Raw genomic sequence first — 16,043 nt, 5'->3', positions numbered from 1 at the left:
GCGAAGTGTGCCGACCCCGCGTGTTTTTCGTCAAGAGCCCGGAAAAAATAAAGGCTCCTCTCGCGGTGTTCCTGGCTCGCCGAAAGCCGGCGTGTACGACTTCGCCGGCGTGCGCGACGTGGCCCGTCTCCTGCGTACCGATCAATCCTGGAGTAGCACAGAGGTGCGACTGCGGTCGCAGGTAGAGATCGTCACGAGTGTGGAGGAGGACGGCTGCGGGCGCCGCCAGGATGGAGATCGTTTCCACGACCTCCACCGAAGGAAAGACGTATGTCGCCGATGAGCGGTAAACGCATGGCGGTCGCCGTGCTTGTCGCCGCGGGCCTGTTGTCGCCCGTCCCGGCCAGTGCGCAGGCGCGGTACGAAGAGCCCGCCGGAATGCGGCAGGCGCTCGAGGCGACCGTGGCCGCCGGCGCCCCCGGTGTCCTGGTCCGGATCGACGACGACCATGGGACCTGGATCGGCACCAGCGGGACCGCCGACCTCGACACCCGGAAGCCCGTGCCGCGCGAGGCGCGCTTCCGCGTCGCCAGCGTGACGAAGAGCATGGTCGCCGCAATCGTGTTGCAGCTCGTCCAGGAAGGCAGACTGAGCCTGGACGAGCCGATCGGCAAGCGGCTGCCCGGCCAGATCCACGACGGCGACCAGGTCACCGTGCGGGAGCTGCTGAACCACACCGGCGGCCTGGCCACCTACGACCGTGCCGCCGAGTTCGCCGACCCTGAGCAGTACGGCAAGCTGACCTACCCGCCGCAGCGGCTCATCGATGAGGCCGAGCGGCTGCCCCAGCCCGAGCGGGGCCGCTTCGCCTACTCCAACACCGGCTACATCCTGCTCGGGCTGCTCGTGGAGAAGGTGACGGGTCATGAGCTGAGCGCCGAGCTCGACCGGAGGATCTTCCGCCCGGCCGGCATGACGCGTTCCTACCTGCCCAAGACCTGGGACGGCATCCGCGGCCCGCACGCCACCGGCTACCACCTGCCCACGGGCGCCGACCCGACCCGGCCGGGCTCGCTGCGGCCCATCACCCGGCTGAACCCGTCCTTCGCCTGGGCAGCGTACGGAGTGGTGTCCGACGCCCGCGACCTGAACCGCTTCTACCGAGCGCTCTTCGGCGGCCGGCTCGTCAGCCAGAACTCGCTGGCGCAGATGCGCACCGGCGTCAGCACTCCGCAGGCCCCGGGCTTCCCCCGGTACGGGCTCGGGCTGGAGTCGGTGGGACTCACCTGCGGCGAGATGTGGGGCGCGACCGGCTCGATCCCCGGCTATCAGACCTTCAGTTTCGCCGACGCCACAGGCGTACGCCGGATGACGCTCTCGGTCAACGTGCAGCGCAACGATCCGGCGGTCGCGCACATGCTGCTGGCCGCCGTTGACGCGCTCAACCGTTACTTCTGCGGCGAGCCGTACACATTGCCGGGTGGCGCGTCGAAGGCCGGGGCAACCAGGGTGCCGTCAAGAACTGTGGGATGAGCCGCGAACCGGGCAAGAGGCGCTCATCTCCATCATCGCTGTCAGTCGCGGTCCGGGACGGCCAGTTCGCCCAGCAGGGACCAGTCGTCCTGCGGGACGGAGGCGTTGATGATGCGGGGCGTCTCGGCGAGGTGCGCCGGGAGCGCCTGCCGGGCCTGCTTGAAGTGGGCCGACTGAACGTGCGCCGCCCCGGCCGCCTCGTCGCGGAACGCCTCCACCAGCACGTACTCGGCCGGGTCTTCGACGCTGCGCGACCAGTCGAACCACAGGCAGCCAGGCTCGGCCCTGGTCGCCTCGGTGAACTCGGCGGCGAGCTGCGGCCAGCGGTCGGCGTCCTCGGGCCGGATGCGGAACTTCGCGGTAATGAAGATCATTGGACTGGCTCCATCGAAACTCGGCGGCACTTCAGCACGAGACTATCGGCCGGGTCCTGGTCATGAAGGACGGCAAGGTGGTAGAGCAGAGAGAGGTCACGGAGGTGTTCTCGCGACGCCGGCACACGCGGGAGCCGGTCGAGGCGGTTCCGCGACTTTCCTGAATTTCCTACCAGATGTGTGGGATAATCGAGTTGTGAGTCTGGACAGGATCCGCGCTTCGAGCGCCCGAGCCGATTCCCCCCTCACCGCCGCCATCCTGGCGGGCCGGTGGATCAGGTCCGCCGCGGCCGACGACGGGCACGGGCGGCACTGGGCGGCCAATCCCGACCCGCACGCCGGGTCGGCGGTCACCGCCGAGCCCGGGTCCCTCTATTCGGGCGCGGCGGGCATCGTGCTGTTCTTCCTCGAGCTGGCCGCCGCCACCGGTCACGAGGCGTACCTGGAGGACGCCAGGGCCGGGGCCCGCAGGCTCGCCGCCACCTGGCGCGAGCAGGACGACCTCTCCCTCTACCACGGGCTGACCGGCACGATGGTCGCGCTCATGGAGGCGGGCTGGGTGCTCGGCGAGGGTGACTTCGAGGCGGAGGCGGCGGCCATCGCCGACGTGATCGTGCGCAGGGGCCGGGAGTCCGAGCACGGCGTCGGGTGGTCGCGGGATCCCGCCCAGCGGGGCGAGGGCGGCATCATCCTCGGGCTGCTGCGGGCGGCGGCCCATCTCGGCGTGCCCGCCTATGAGGAGGCGGCCGTGGAGGCGGGGCTGCGGATCGCCCGCCTGCCCGTCCCCGGGCACCGCTTCGGCGACTGCGCCGACCTGCCCGTGGACGCGGTCACGCCCGGCTTCCTCGCGGGCACGTCCGGCACGGCGTTCCTGCTGGCCCGCCTGTACGGGGTGACCGGCGACGAGCGGTTCCTGTTCGCCGCCCGCAGCGGGGCGGCCTTCGTCCGCGAGATCAGCGTCGTGAGCGGTGGCTGCGCGGTCGTCCCGCACCACGTGCCGCATGCGCGTGAGCTGCACTACCTGGGCTTCTGCTCCGGCTCGGCCGGCGTGGCCAGGATGTTCTACGAGCTGTACCGGGTGGCGGGCGACCCCGGCGACCTGGAGTGGGTGGAGCGGCTGGCCCGCGGCATCGTCAAGAGCGGCGTGCTGCGGCGCCGTACCGAGGGCTACTGGAACGTGGCCTGCCAGTGCTGTGGCACGGCCGGTCTGATCGAGCTGTTCGTGGGGCTGTGGGCGGCCACGGGCGACGAGGCCCACCTGGAGTACGCCCGCCGGCTCGCCGTCGACCTGATCGGCCGGGCCACCGACCATGACGGGCGCGGCTACCGCTGGTACCAGGCGTACCGGCGGCTGCGCCCGGGCGAGGTGACGGCCGACACCGGCTACATGGTGGGCGCGGCCGGCATCGGCGCGGCGCTCCTGCACCTCGACGCCGCAGGTCAGGCCGACCGTCCCCGCCGCGTCATCCTGCTGCCCGACAACCCGTTCCCGGCGATCCCGTTGCCCATGTCCGTGCTCCGTTGACCGGGGCTCGTACGAGCTGCTCTCGCGGGCTTGGCGCTAATCCATGTATATCCAGTAGGAAATATTGACTTTAGGCCTTCGGGCTCGTAGTTTCGTAGTCATGGGCCTTTACCTGACCACGCGCCCGCACGTGGACTTCGGCCACGTCGCCAGCGCGCAGTGTCGCTGATCACGTACCGCTGACACCCTCTCTCCCGTCCATCAGAGGACCCATCGTGATCAAGTTCAGACATGCCCTCCTGGCCGCCTTACTGCCCGCCCTCCTGGCGGCCTGCGGCACCGCGCAGGCGAACCCGGACAAGGAGGTGAAGGTGCTGCGCTACCAGGGCAACGCGGGCACCGTCACCTTCCCCGAGCTGGCCGAGGCGCTCGGCTATCTCGGCGACGTCAAGCTGAAGTGGGTCGGCAACACCACGTCCGGCCCGCAGGACATCCAGTCGGCGGCCACCGGCCAGACCGACTTCGGCGGCGCGTTCAACGGCGCCGTCATCAAGCTCAAGGCGGCCAAGGCCCCGATCAAGGCGGTCATCGGCTACTACGGCTCGGACAAGGACACCTACCAGGGCTACTACGTCAAACAGGACAGCCCGATCAGGACCGCCCGCGACCTCATCGGCAAGAAGATCGGCGTCAACACCCTCGGCGCGCACCACGAGGCCGTCATCAAGGAGTACCTCAAGCGCCAGGGGCTGACGCCCGAGGAGATCAAGCAGGTCCAGCTCGTCGTCATCCCGCCGGTCAACACCGAGCAGGCGATACGCCAGGGGCAGCTCGACGTCGGCACCCTCGGCGGCGTGCTCAGGGACAAGGCGCTCGAGCGCGGCGGGCTGCGCCCCCTGTTCAAGGACATCGACCTGTTCGGGCCGTTCACGGCGGGGTCCGTCGTGTTCAGAGAGGACTTCATCGCCGAGAACCCCCACACCGTCAAGACGTTCGTGACCGGGTTCGCGAAGGCCATCGAGTGGGCGCAGACCCACTCGCGCGACGAGGTCGTCGCCGAGTTCGAGCAGATCATCGCCAAGCGCGGCCGCAACGAGAGCGCCGACACCGTGCGCTTCTGGAAGAGCACCGGCATCGCCGCCAAGGGCGGTGTCCTCGCCGACCAGGAGTACAAGACCTGGATCGACTGGCTGGAACGCGAGGGCGAGATCAAGCCGGGCCAGGTCAAGGTCTCCGACCTCTACACCAACCAGTACAACCCCTTCGCCGGAGGGAACGGCTCATGACCAAGATCAGCATCCGGAACGTGACCAAGACGTTCCAGGTCAGGGACGAGCCGCGGCCGTTCACCGCGCTCTCCGGCATCGACCTCGACGTGCGCGAGGGCGAGTTCCTCACGCTCGTCGGCCCCAGCGGCTGCGGCAAGTCCACCCTGCTCGACCTGATCGCCGGACTGGCCGTGCCGACGTCCGGCCGGATCCTCATCGACGGCGAGCAGGTGGCCGGGCCCGGGCTCGACCGGGGCATCGTCTTCCAGCAGTACGCGCTGTTCCCCTGGCGCACGGCCCAGTCCAACGTCGAGTTCGGCCTGGAGGCCAAGGGCGTGCCGAAGAAGGAGCGGGTGCGGCGGGCACGCGAGCACCTCGCTCTCGTGGGGCTGGCCGGGTTCGAGGAGCGGTATCCGCACGAGCTGTCCGGCGGGATGCGGCAGCGGGTCGCCATCGCGCGCAGCCTCGCCTTCGACCCCGACGTGCTGCTGATGGACGAGCCCTTCGCCGCCCTGGACGCGCAGACCCGCGAGTCCCTGCAGGAGGAGCTGGTGCACGTCTGGGAGCAGACCGGCAAGACCGTCGTGTTCATCACGCACGGCATCGACGAGGCCGTCTACCTCGGGCAGCGCGTCGCGGTGATGACCTCGAGGCCGGGCCGGATCAAGGAGGTCATCGACGTGCGCTTCGACTCACGGGAGGGCGACCTGAGGGCGGACCCGGCCTTCGGCGAGTACCGCCACCGCGTGTGGAGCCTGCTGCGCGAAGAGGTCGCGGCGGCGCAGGTGCAGGAGCGGAAGGTGGCGACGGCTCATGGCTGAACAGCGCCTGCTCCCCGGCGACATCCACTGGTACGACCTGCCCGAGGACGAGGCCGAGGCCGAGGCCGGGGAGGACGTCCCGCAGGAGAGACCGCGCCGGCGGCTCCTCGGCGGGCGCCTCCGGCGGGCGGTCACGAACTCCACGGCCATCCTGCTCCTCCTCGCCGCCTGGGAGGCGCTGCCCAGGCTCGGCGTCGTGGACCCCGTCTTCGTCCCGCCGCTCTCGGAGAACCTCGTCGCCTGGTACGACCTCCTCGTCAGCGGCCGGCTGCCCGAGCACCTGGAGGCGTCCCTGGCCCGCTCGCTGGCCGGCTTCGGCCTGGCCATCGTGCTGGCGATCCCGCTCGGCCTGCTGATCGGCTGGTACAAACCGGTCGCCGACTTCCTCACCCCGCTGCTCGAGCTGTTCCGCAACACCTCGGCGGTGGCGCTGCTGCCGGTGTTCACGCTGATCCTCGGCATCGGGGAGACGACGAAGGTCGCGTTCGTGCTGTACGCGTGCTCCTGGCCGATCCTGCTCAACACCGTCAGCGGCGTGAAGACCGTGGAGCCGCTGCTCATCAAGTCGGCCAGGTCGATGGGCCTGGGCCCGGTCCGGCTGTTCCAGAAGGTGATCCTGCCCGCCGCCGTGCCCACCATCTTCACCGGGGTGCGGCTGGCGGGCGCGTACTCGATCCTCGTCCTGCTCTTCGCCGAGATGGTCGGCGCCAAGGCCGGGCTCGGGTACCTCATCCTCGACACCCAGTCCAGCTTCCGCATCCCCGACATGTACGCGGGCATCATCACGATCTCCGTGCTCGGCGTGCTGTTCAACCTGCTCCTGGTCGCCGTCGAGCGCCGCTTCTCCACCTGGAGGACCACGTGACGAGAATGCTCCACCTGAACGCCTTCCTCATGGGCGTCGGCCACCACGAGGCGGCCTGGAGACACCCCCGGACCGAGCCCGCCCGCCTCACCGACGTCCGCCACTACCAGGAGCTCGCCAGGATCGCCGAGCGCGGCAAGCTCGACTCCGTCTTCCTCGCCGACGGCGTGGCCCTCCACGGGAACGTCAGGCACAACGCGCTCGGCGGCCTCGAACCCCTCACTCTGCTGTCGGCCCTGGCGGCCGTCACCGACCACATCGGCCTCATCGCCACCGTGTCGACGACGTACAACGAGCCCTTCCACGTGGCCCGCAAGTTCGCCTCGCTCGACCACATCAGCGGCGGCCGGGCCGGCTGGAACATCGTCACCTCCGCGGGCGAGGCCGAGGCCCGCAACTTCGGCGTCGTCCGGCCCTCCCACGCCGACCGCTACGCCAGGGCCACCGAGTTCCTGGACGTCGTACGGAAGCTCTGGGACAGCTGGGAGGACGACGCGATCCTGCGCGACCGCGCCGGCGGGCTCTACGCCGACACCGGCAAGATCCACGCGATCGAGCACGCCGGCGAGTACTTCGCGGTCAGCGGGCCGCTCAACACCTCCCGTTCGCCCCAGGGCCACCCGCTCCTGGTCCAGGCCGGGTCGTCCGAGGACGGCAAGGAGTTCGCCGCCCGCTACGCCGAGGCCGTCTTCACGGCTCAGCAGACCCTGGAGGAGGGGCAGGAGTTCTACGCCGACCTGAAGCGCCGCCTGGCCGCCTACGGCCGGCGGCACGAGGACGTGCTCGTCCTGCCGGGCATCTCGCCGATCATCGGCTCGACCGAGCGCGAGGCGCTGCGCCTGGAGCAGGAGCTGGAGGACCTCATCATTCCCGCGTACGGGCTGGCGCAGCTCTCCCAGCTGACCGGCATCGAACTGGCCGAGGACGCGCTGGACAGGCCCCTGCCCGAGGTGTCCGTCGAGACGGAGGGCGCGCAGAGCCGGCGCAAGCTCGTCATCGACCTGGCCAGGCGCGAAGGCCTCACGGTCAGGCAGCTCCTCGGCCGCCTCGCCGGCGGCCGCGGCCACCGCGTCCTCGCCGGCACGCCCGAGCAGATCGCCGACCAGCTCCAGGAGTGGTTCTTCGCCGGGGCGGCCGACGGGTTCAACATCATGCCGCCGATCCTGCCCGGCGGGCTGAGCGACTTCGTGGACCACGTGGTGCCGGAACTGCAGGTCAGGGGCCTGTTCCGGTACGAGTACGAGGGCCGTACCCTCCGCGAGAACTACGGCCTGCCCAGACCCGCGTCCCGGTACGCGGATGACCGGCGTGAGGAAGCGGCGGTGGCGCGATGAGCATCGTGACGCTGGTCGGCAACCCCCGGGCGGGTTCCCGCACCCTCGCCGTCGCCACCGCGGCCGCCCGGGCGGTCGGCGGCCGCCTCGGGGCCTCGTCGGAGGCGTACGAGGTCGTGGACCTGTCGGAGCTCGGGCCCCACCTGCTCACGCCCGACAAGCACCCCGACGTGGGCACGGCCCTGGAACTGGTGACAGGGGCGAGCCTGCTCGTCGTGGCCAGCCCCACCTACAAGGGCACCTATACCGGCCTGCTGAAGTCGCTCCTTGACCGGCTGCCGCCGGACGCGCTGGCGGGCAAGGCGGCGCTGCCGCTGCTGGTCATGGGGGATCCCAAGCATTCGCTGGCGGTGGAGGTGCACCTGCGGCCGCTGCTGGTGGAGCTGGGGGCCTTCGTGCCCACCCCCGGGCTGGCGCTGTTGGAGTCGCAGATTCCGCAGGTGGAGGAGGTACTGGCCGGATGGGCCGATCGGGTGACGCCGCAGGTGGCCGGTGTGCTCAAGGAAGGGGCGCTTTCATGACGGAGACGGTGGCCGCTCGTGAAGCCCGTCGGGCCAAGGAGGCCCGGCAGGCCCGCGACGCGCGGCGCGCGCCGGAGGCCCGCCGGGCACCGGCACCGCGGTTGGCGGTGGAGCCGCGTGCGGTGGCGGACGGCTTGTCGGTAAGGGACGGTCTGTCGGTAACGGACGGCCTGTCGGCGGCGGGATCGCAGCCGGCGATCGAGGTGCGGCCGGCCGTGGAGACGCTGCCGGGCAGTCCCGTGGACGCCGACGGCTTCCGGCGGGCGCTCGCCGTGCACGCCGCCGGCGTCGTCATCATCACCGCCCAGAGCGACGGCATCCCCGCCGGGCTCACGGCCACGTCGTTCGCCTCGGTCAGCCTGGACCCGCCCCTGGTCTCCTTCTACGTCGACCGGTCCTCCACCACCTGGCCCTCGATGCGCGCCGCGGACCACTTCGCCGTCAACGTCCTGGCCAGCGACCAGGCCGAGCTGGCCGCCAGGTTCGCGCGCAAGGACATCGACCGGTTCGCCGAGCCCACCCGCTGGCGTCCAGGCCCCCTGGGCGCGCCCCTGCTCCAGGACGTCTCCGCCCACCTCGTCTGCCTCCCGCACGACACGGTGGACGTCGGCGACCACATCCTGGTCGTCGGCCTGGTCGCCGAGGCCAGGGTGCACAGCGCGGGCCGCCCCCTCCTCTATCACCAGGGCCGCTTCGGCCGCTTCATCGCCCATCCGTAAGGAGCACCGCTCAGCACACACGGCCGCCCGGCGCACCGCCGGGCGGCCGCTCGTCTGTGTGGTGACATGCGAAAGGCCCCGGCCACCTCATCGGGGCCGGGGCCTGCGCAGGGAGGGATCGATCAGGCGGCGATGGGGGAGTACGCCGCCGCGTCGCCCTTCAGCACCACGCTGGGACGGCCGTCCACGCCCACCGGCACGTCGCCTGCGATCGTGACCCGGTGCAGCCGCCGCGGCCGGTCGCCGAAGTCGTGCACCACGCGGTGCTGCGTCGCCCGGTTGTCCCAGATGGCCACGTCACCGGGCGCCCACCGCCAGCGCACCGTGTTCTCCACCTCCGTGACGTGCTCCTGGACCAGCCGGATGAGGGAGGCGGACGTGTGCGCCGGCAGCCCCACCAGCCGCTTGGCGAAGTCGCCGAGCAGGATCGACCGTTCGCCGGTCTCCGGATGCACGCGCACCACCGGGTGCTCGGTCTCGAACACTGTGGAGGCGAACACCTTGGCGTACTCCCGGGCCCGCTCGGGGTCCTCGGAGGTGGAGACACGGACGTAGTCGTACTGGTTGGTGTGCACGGCCCGCAGCCGGTCGAGCAGATCCCGCAGTTCGGCGGGCAGGTGCTCGTACGCGCTCACGGTGTTGGTCCAGAGCGTGTCGCCGCCGGCGGCGGGAACGGCGACGGCCCGCAGCACCGACGCCAGCGGCGGCCGGTCCACGAACGTCACGTCCGTGTGCCAGCGATCCACCTTCTGGCCGTTGCTGTAGTCGAGGTCGAGGATGTGGTCGTTCCCGTTGAGCGAGGGCACCGTCGGGTGTGCGGCGGTCGGCTCGCCGAGCAGCCGGGCGAAGGCCACCTGGCGCTGCTCGTCCAGATGGTCCTGGCCGCGGAAGAAGATCACTTTGTGGCCCAGCAGCGCCAGGCGGATCTCCGCGACGACGTCGGCGGGCAGGTCGCCGCCGAGCCGTACGCCGGAGATCTCGGCGCCTATACGACCGGCGACAGGGACGATGGACAGGGATGACATGGGTCTTTTCCTTCCGTAAGAGGGTTGGCCTGCGGTCGGAAGGAGGGACACAGCGCGCTGGCCACGCGGCAGAAGTCCACGTGGCCCCGGATGGTCAGAGCCGTGGTTGTCACGCCACAAACGTAGATCGCCCGCACCCTAAAGTCAATCCAACTGGTAGGAAATTAGGGTTTTGTGGCGGCGGGGTAGCCTTACCGAGCCGGCCAGCAGGACGGCGAGTCCGGCGGCGGTGATCCCGGCGCCGACCCACAACGGTGAGACGAAGCCGAATCCGGCGCCGAGGGCGAGCCCGCCCAGCCAGGCGCCGAGCGCGTTGCCGAGGTTGAAGGCCGCGATGTTGGCGCCGGAGGCCATCGTGGGCGCGTCCTGGGCGTACCTCATGATCCGCAGCTGCAGCCCCGGCGCGGTGGCCAGCCCGACGGCGCCCATCAGCGCCAGCGAGACGACCGTCATGGCCTGGCTCCGCGCGGTCAGCGCGAACACCGCGAGCACCACGGTGAGCAGCGCCAGGATCGCGGCCAGCGAGGTGTTCAGCGCGCGGTCCGCGAGCTTGCCGCCGGCGAAGTTGCCCGCGAACGTGCCCGCCCCGAACAGCACCAGCAGCCAGGGCACCGTGGTGGCGGCGAACCCGCTGACCTCGGTGAGCGTGAACGCGATGTAGGTGAACGCGCCGAACATGCCGCCGAAGGCCAGCACGGTGACCGCGGCGGAGACCCAGACCTGCGGCCGCCGGAACGCGCCCAGTTCGCCGCGCAGGCTCGCCTCGGTGGGCGCCGGCGTCGGCGGCACCAGCAGCCGGATGCCGGCCAGTGCGACGACGCCGATGACCGTGATCGCCCAGAACGTCGAGCGCCAGCCGAACTGCTGGCCGAGCAGCGTGCCCAGCGGAACCCCGAGCACGTTGGCCGCGGTCAGCCCGCCGAACATCAACGCGATGGCCCCGGCCCGCCGGTTCGGCGCGACCATGTCGGCGGCGACCACGGACCCGACGCCGAAGAACGCGCCGTGGCAGAGCGCCGCGACGATCCGGCCCATCATCAGCACCGGGTAGACCGGTGCGATCGCCGAGATCAGGTTGCCCGCGATGAACAGCACCATCAGCGCGAGCAGCACCTTCTTGCGGTCGAAGCGGGCGATCGCCGCGGTGAGCGCGAGGGCGCCGACCGCCACGCTCAGCGCGTAACCCGAGACCAGATATCCGGCCACCGGCTCGGTGACCCCGAAGTCCGCCGCCACCTGGGGCAGCAGGCCGATGATCCCGAACTCGGTGAGCCCGATGCCGAAACCGCCCAGCGCCAGGGCGAGAAGCCCGATAGGCATGTCCAGATCCTCCAATTGCAATGCATCCGCCTTTATGCGGCGCATGCAATTATTGCGAGCGCTCTGGAGTCGTCGCGAGTGGCCGGTGAGCCACTATCCGAAAGAATCCGGCCATGGCGGCTGGACGGTCATCACGGAGAGCCGTTGTGGGCTCGCGGTATGGCGGCCCTCAGAAGGCGCTTGTCGCATTTGCCGTTCGGCGTCAGCGGCGCCTCGTCGATGACGGTGATGGTCGCCGGCACACACGCGGCACCGAGCCGCTCACTGACCAGTGTCCGCAGCGAACCAAGGTCGACGGCCCTGCCCGGCGCGGGTACCACGAACGCGTGGACCGCCTCGCCCGTGTCCTCGTCCGGGGCGCCGACCACGTACGCCTCCGTGACATCAGGGGAAGCGGCCATGACCCGCTCGATCGGACCGGCGTAGTAGAGGTTCGCGTTGACGATGATGACGTCCCGCGTCCGCCCGACCAGGTACAGTCGCCCCTCCTCGTCGAAGTGGCCAAGGTCCCGGGTGCGTACCCATCCGTCGACGAACACGTCCGCGCTCTCTGTAGGGTCGGCCCAGTAGCCGATGGCCTGCGCGGGTGTGCGGACGTACAGTTCGCCGTCGACACCGGCCGGGACCTGCCTGCCGTCCGGGTCCCGGATCACGACATCGATGACGTCGGGTGGGAACCCGACCGACGGGGGGACATCCGATGGCGTGGCCATGGAGATCGTGCCCGTCTCGGTCTGCCCGTAGCCCTGGAACACGATCGGCCCGAGGACGTCGAGTCCCTCGCGGAGCCGGGACGCCTCCATCGGCGACCCGGACACCATGAGCGCCCGGAGGCTGCTCAGGTCAGCCGGGGCGCTGCGCTGGGCGGCGATGAGTTTGTACAGGCGAGGCACGGTGATGACGCTGGCGGACGCTCGGAGTCTGGTGATCGCGTCGGGGAACGTCGGCGGGTCCGCGACGACCATGGTGCCGCCCGCCGCGAGCGTGAGGACGCCGTACTCCATCATCACCTGGCTGCTCAGCGACCCGAACACGAGGTAGCGCTGCAGCCGGGATGCCAGTTCCCTGATCGCCGGCGGCCACGCCGCGGGCCGGGCCGTCCAGGCCGCGTCCATGGCGGCGTAGGTCTGCGCGCACGCCTTCGGCGTGCCGGTGCTGCCGCTGGTGTAGACGAGCCGGGCGACGTCGTGCGGCCGGCCGGACAGGTGCAGCGGGCCGCCCGCGTCGGGTGCGGCCAGCAGTTCGGAAACGGTCAGCGTGCGCGGCGCATGCCCCGGCGTGGCCGCATCGGTGACGACGGCGGCGATGTCCTGGTGGAGCACATGGCGCAACTGGCTGTCGGACATCCCTGGCCGTACACCGACGACTCTGGCTCCCACGACGTAGCCGGCGATCATCGCGGCGAACGCTTCCGGGTCGACGCCGAGCATCATGGCGACGCCGTCCCCAGGCCCGATGGCCGCGCCCCGCAGGCCCGCCGCGATCCGCCGGACCAGGCTGAGCATCTGCGCGCCGGTGACGGTACGGGCACCGTGCTCGAAGACGGGGCGATTCCCGGCCGCTGCAAGAAGGTCCAGAACTGACCGCGGGTACGGTTCAGCCGGCGTCGGCAAGGCACTCCTTGACGAAGACGGCCAGCGGCTGCTGGTGCACCGCCGGCAGGTCCCACTGGTTGTACAAGTTCTCCGCGAGGTGGTGGACGCCGGCTGTCGCGCCATCGCGGTAGTACCGCACTACCGGATGCAAGTAGCTCGCGTCGTGAGCATGGGCGGCGTCGTTCTCGACGACCCTTGGAACCGAGATGTCGAACGGATCAACGGCGTCGTGATCCTTTCCGTACTCCAGAGTGACGACGAACGTGTGCCGGGCATGGCCCAGCCCGCCGTCGGAGACGTACGCCACCGGAACCTCCTCCAGGTACAGGGCGGTGGCACCGTCCACGGTGACCACGTCGCCGAGCACGCCGAACTGCTGCCACAGCGCCGAGGAGCGGTTGATCCGGGCGATGATCGCGTCGCTGATCGCGTCCGGGGCGGGCTCGACCTTCTCGGCCGGCCAGGTCTCGCCGTGGTAGCGGGTGGTCAGGATCCGGTGGAGCGCGCGCACCCCGTAGCGGAAGCCGTGGATGAAGCCGCTGGTGCCCTTCTTGAAGTCGCGTTGCTGGGTGAGCGTGCCGGCGAAGTACAGATCGGGCACGTTGGCGGACTCGTAGGCCGGCGTCTGCTCCGGGAAACGGTCGTTGATGACCAGCGCGGGCCGGCAACTGTCGTCGAACGCCGAGGCGTCGAACCGGAAACCGGTGCACACGATCACCCGGTCGTAGAACAGTTCGCGCAGAGCTTCCACGGTCCGGGCGTAGCGGAACATCACCCGGTAGCGACCGTCGTCACGGCGTTCGATGCTCTCCACCGTGCCGTCGAGGACCGAATTCTGGGATTTCAGCTGGTAGCTGTCGAGGAAGTTGTTGTTCACCGCACGTAAGTGCCCGACGTAATGGGACTGCCAGGCCATCCTGACGGAGTGCGGCCCGGCGACGTGGATGACCGCGGCCTTCTCCATGAGGGACTCTGCGGTCTCGAATCCCGAATTGCCTTTGCCGATCACCAGGACCTCCTGGTCGACGAAGGACGCCGGGTCGGTCTCGAACGTGTCGTAGCGTTCTGCGGTCTCGATGCCGGGGATCGGCGGGACGTACAGCTGGGACACGCCGGTGGCCACGATCAGTCGCCGGCCCCGCCATGAGTGTCCACTACGGTCGGTGGCGGTGAACCCGTCGTCGTCCCGGCTGATCCGGACGACGTCGGTGTCGTAGTGCACCCGGACGCCGGTCGCCGCCGCGTAGTCCGCCAGGTAGCGCACGAGATCGTCGGCCTGCGGGAAGTACCGCTCGCTGTAGCGGGTGAACGCCGGCCCGGAATCGTCGCTCAGCAACGAGTTCCAGTCCATCCGCAACCGCAGCTCCGGGTCCTCGTACCCGGTGTGCACCTTGTTGATGGAGATCAGTTGGCGGTGCCGGGGGAACCGGGTGAAGAAGGTGCCCGGCCCGGCTCCGCGTTCCAGGACGACATAGTCATGACCGCTACGTTCCAGCGATGCGGCGAGCTGCAGCCCGGCCGGTCCGGCCCCGATGATCAGGTAGTCATGCGCCATGATCTGGAAGCTACGGACGAATTCTCAGAAGATTCTGAGAATCGTCTGCCTATGGTCCGGGCATGCTCGCCGCCGAAGGCTCCATCGATCTCAGCGTTCCGCTGCGCCCAGTTGACCTGCGCCGCGCCGCGACGCCGGTGTCCGTCGTGGTCGACGCGGCCGTCCGCAGCCGCGTCGAGCGCGGCCGTGACCACCTCCGTCACGTGCTGCGGGAGGAGGAACGTCAGGTCTACGGGGCGACCACCGGCTTCGGCGCCCTGGTGGGATTCCCCGGCCGGGACGAGGAGACGGACCAGTGCGACAACACCCTGGCCCACCTCGGTGCCGGGCAGGGGCCGGATCTGCCCCATGACGTGAGCCGGGCGGCGATTCTCGTGCGCATGTGGTCTCTCGCGCGGGGGGTGTCCGGGGTCTCCGCACACGTGGTCGACGGGCTCGCCGCGATGTTGGCGACGACCTTCGTCCCAGCGATCCCACGCTACGGTTCGGTCGGCGCGAGCGGAGACCTGATCCCGCTCGCCTATGCCACCCAGGCGCTGCGTGGCCGGGGACAGGCGTATGTCCACGGCCGGCGTATGCCCGCGGCCGAGGCGCTCCGCACTGCCGGCCTGACCCCGTTGACGCTCGACGGCCGGGACGCCCTCGCGCTCGTCAACGGCACCTCTCTCACCACCGCCGCAACCGCCCTGGCCCTGGACAGCATCCGGTCCTCCCACCGCGCGACGCAGGCGCTCACCTGTCTGCTGGTCGATCTGCTCGGCTGCGATCCGGGCTTCCTCGATCCGCGCCTACTGGACGCGTACGGCCATCGCGGCGCAGCGGATGTCGCCGCCGGCATGCGCAAGACCCTCGCCGGGATCAGCCCGTCCGGCACGCGTGCGCTGCAGGAGGCGTACAGCATCCGCTGCTCCCCGCAACTGCTGGGCGCCGCCGAGGACGCCCTGCGGTACGTGGACGGTGTCGTCGAGGCCGATCTGTCCAGCGTCAGCGACAACCCGTTGTTCTTCCCCGATGACGACCTGGTCGTGCATGGCGGCAATTTCTTCGGGCAGCCGGCCGCGTTCGCCTCCGATGTCCTGGCGATGGTCACCGCTCAGCTCGGCAACCTCGCCGAGCGGCAGCTCGACCTCCTCGTCGACCCGGTCCGCAACGGTGGCCTGCCGCCGATGCTCGCCGCCGGGCCCGGCCGCCAACACGGGATGCAGGGCGTACAGCTCGCCACGACCGCGTTCGTCGCCGAGATCCGCCGCGCCGCCCTGCCGGCCAGTATGCAGAGCTTGCCGACCAACCTGCACAACCAGGACGTGGTGCCGTTCGGCACCCAGGCCGCCCTTCGCGCCTACGACATGGCCGACCTGCTGCGCCTGCTCTGCGGCTCGCTGGCGGTGGGACTGCGGCAAGCAGCGCACGTCGGCGCCCGCCGCCCCTCGGCCCCGGGCTGTGCGGCGCTCCTGGACGCACTGGTCGAGGCGATCCCTCCGGTCGATCCCGACCGCCCGTTGGACGCCGATGTCCGCAAGGCCGCGGAGCTCCTCACGGCGATTCTCCCCTGATGCGGGGAAGGGCTGAGAAGATCTCAGTGCGGGACAGGTGGCCGGCGCCTCGACGGATGCTTGAGATCGTTTTCGCAACGACATCCCTTACATGGCATGAGGGTTTCATCCGTCGCGCCCGGCGCAGTTCCCGCACTGATCATTCAACCGGTGTC

At 70.3% G+C, this 16,043-nt stretch carries 14 protein-coding genes; 9 read left to right on the top strand and 5 right to left on the bottom strand.

The features are described from left to right. Positions 1 to 279 precede the first annotated feature (279 nt). On the top strand, positions 280 to 1,473 hold the full coding sequence (locus AB0J64_RS22735; protein ID WP_364029845.1) for a serine hydrolase domain-containing protein: 1,194 nt from the start codon (positions 280 to 282) through the stop codon (positions 1,471 to 1,473). Positions 1,474 to 1,514: 41 nt separating this feature from the next. On the opposite strand, the gene AB0J64_RS22730 is transcribed toward AB0J64_RS22735, so the two are convergent. Further along, positions 1,515 to 1,847, bottom strand: a complete 333-nt coding sequence (locus AB0J64_RS22730) for a putative quinol monooxygenase (RefSeq protein WP_364029842.1) — start codon at positions 1,845 to 1,847, stop codon at positions 1,515 to 1,517. A 196-nt stretch (positions 1,848 to 2,043) separates the two neighbouring features. Between AB0J64_RS22730 and AB0J64_RS22725 the strand changes: the two genes are divergently transcribed. The 7 genes from AB0J64_RS22725 to AB0J64_RS22695 all read left to right on the top strand — a co-directional run bounded on the left by AB0J64_RS22725 (position 2,044) and on the right by AB0J64_RS22695 (position 8,840). Continuing rightward, positions 2,044 to 3,372, top strand: coding sequence for a lanthionine synthetase LanC family protein (locus tag AB0J64_RS22725; protein WP_364029839.1), 1,329 nt, complete (start codon positions 2,044 to 2,046; stop codon positions 3,370 to 3,372). Between the two features lie 215 nt (positions 3,373 to 3,587). Next, positions 3,588 to 4,598, top strand: coding sequence for an ABC transporter substrate-binding protein (locus tag AB0J64_RS22720; RefSeq protein ID WP_364029836.1), 1,011 nt, complete (start codon positions 3,588 to 3,590; stop codon positions 4,596 to 4,598). Beyond that, positions 4,595 to 5,401 carry an ABC transporter ATP-binding protein gene (locus AB0J64_RS22715; protein WP_364029833.1) on the top strand — a complete coding sequence of 269 codons (807 nt, stop codon included), beginning with the start codon at positions 4,595 to 4,597 and terminating at the stop codon, positions 5,399 to 5,401. The genes AB0J64_RS22720 and AB0J64_RS22715 overlap by 4 nt, the downstream gene beginning before the upstream one ends. Next, positions 5,394 to 6,266 (top strand): ABC transporter permease, encoded by an 873-nt coding sequence (locus AB0J64_RS22710; protein ID WP_364029830.1) that lies wholly within the window; start codon positions 5,394 to 5,396, stop codon positions 6,264 to 6,266. The genes AB0J64_RS22715 and AB0J64_RS22710 overlap by 8 nt, the downstream gene beginning before the upstream one ends. Continuing rightward, complete coding sequence (locus tag AB0J64_RS22705) at positions 6,263 to 7,600, top strand: LLM class flavin-dependent oxidoreductase (RefSeq protein WP_364029827.1); 1,338 nt, start codon at positions 6,263 to 6,265, stop codon at positions 7,598 to 7,600. Before AB0J64_RS22710 ends, AB0J64_RS22705 begins: the two co-directional genes overlap by 4 nt. Next, on the top strand, positions 7,597 to 8,121 hold the full coding sequence (locus tag AB0J64_RS22700; RefSeq protein ID WP_364029824.1) for an NAD(P)H-dependent oxidoreductase: 525 nt from the start codon (positions 7,597 to 7,599) through the stop codon (positions 8,119 to 8,121). Before AB0J64_RS22705 ends, AB0J64_RS22700 begins: the two co-directional genes overlap by 4 nt. Continuing rightward, positions 8,118 to 8,840, top strand: coding sequence for a flavin reductase family protein (locus tag AB0J64_RS22695; protein ID WP_364029821.1), 723 nt, complete (start codon positions 8,118 to 8,120; stop codon positions 8,838 to 8,840). Before AB0J64_RS22700 ends, AB0J64_RS22695 begins: the two co-directional genes overlap by 4 nt. 122 nt (positions 8,841 to 8,962) lie before the next feature. On the opposite strand, the gene AB0J64_RS22690 is transcribed toward AB0J64_RS22695, so the two are convergent. The 4 genes from AB0J64_RS22690 to AB0J64_RS22675 all read right to left on the bottom strand — a co-directional run bounded on the left by AB0J64_RS22690 (position 8,963) and on the right by AB0J64_RS22675 (position 14,335). Continuing rightward, positions 8,963 to 9,865 (bottom strand): TauD/TfdA family dioxygenase, encoded by a 903-nt coding sequence (locus tag AB0J64_RS22690; RefSeq protein ID WP_364029818.1) that lies wholly within the window; start codon positions 9,863 to 9,865, stop codon positions 8,963 to 8,965. Positions 9,866 to 10,009: 144 nt separating this feature from the next. Then, positions 10,010 to 11,185, bottom strand: a complete 1,176-nt coding sequence (locus AB0J64_RS22685) for an MFS transporter (RefSeq protein WP_364029815.1) — start codon at positions 11,183 to 11,185, stop codon at positions 10,010 to 10,012. A 131-nt stretch (positions 11,186 to 11,316) separates the two neighbouring features. Then, entirely contained in the window at positions 11,317 to 12,798 is a 1,482-nt protein-coding gene (locus AB0J64_RS22680) for a fatty acid--CoA ligase family protein (RefSeq protein WP_364029812.1), read from the bottom strand. Beyond that, entirely contained in the window at positions 12,782 to 14,335 is a 1,554-nt protein-coding gene (locus AB0J64_RS22675) for an NAD(P)-binding domain-containing protein (RefSeq protein WP_364029809.1), read from the bottom strand. The genes AB0J64_RS22680 and AB0J64_RS22675 overlap by 17 nt, the downstream gene beginning before the upstream one ends. A 62-nt stretch (positions 14,336 to 14,397) precedes the next feature. Between AB0J64_RS22675 and AB0J64_RS22670 the strand changes: the two genes are divergently transcribed. Further along, the gene (locus tag AB0J64_RS22670) at positions 14,398 to 15,888 is read left to right on the top strand and encodes an aromatic amino acid ammonia-lyase (protein WP_364029806.1); all 1,491 of its coding nucleotides are present in this window, start codon (positions 14,398 to 14,400) and stop codon (positions 15,886 to 15,888) included. The last annotated feature ends 155 nt before the right edge of the window (positions 15,889 to 16,043 follow it).

This window comes from Nonomuraea sp. NPDC049695 (genome assembly GCF_040674955.1).
Lineage (GTDB): Bacteria > Actinomycetota > Actinomycetes > Streptosporangiales > Streptosporangiaceae > Nonomuraea > Nonomuraea helvata.
Note: the sequence above shows the minus strand (reverse complement) of the source record. Positions and strands in the feature narration are given on the sequence as shown.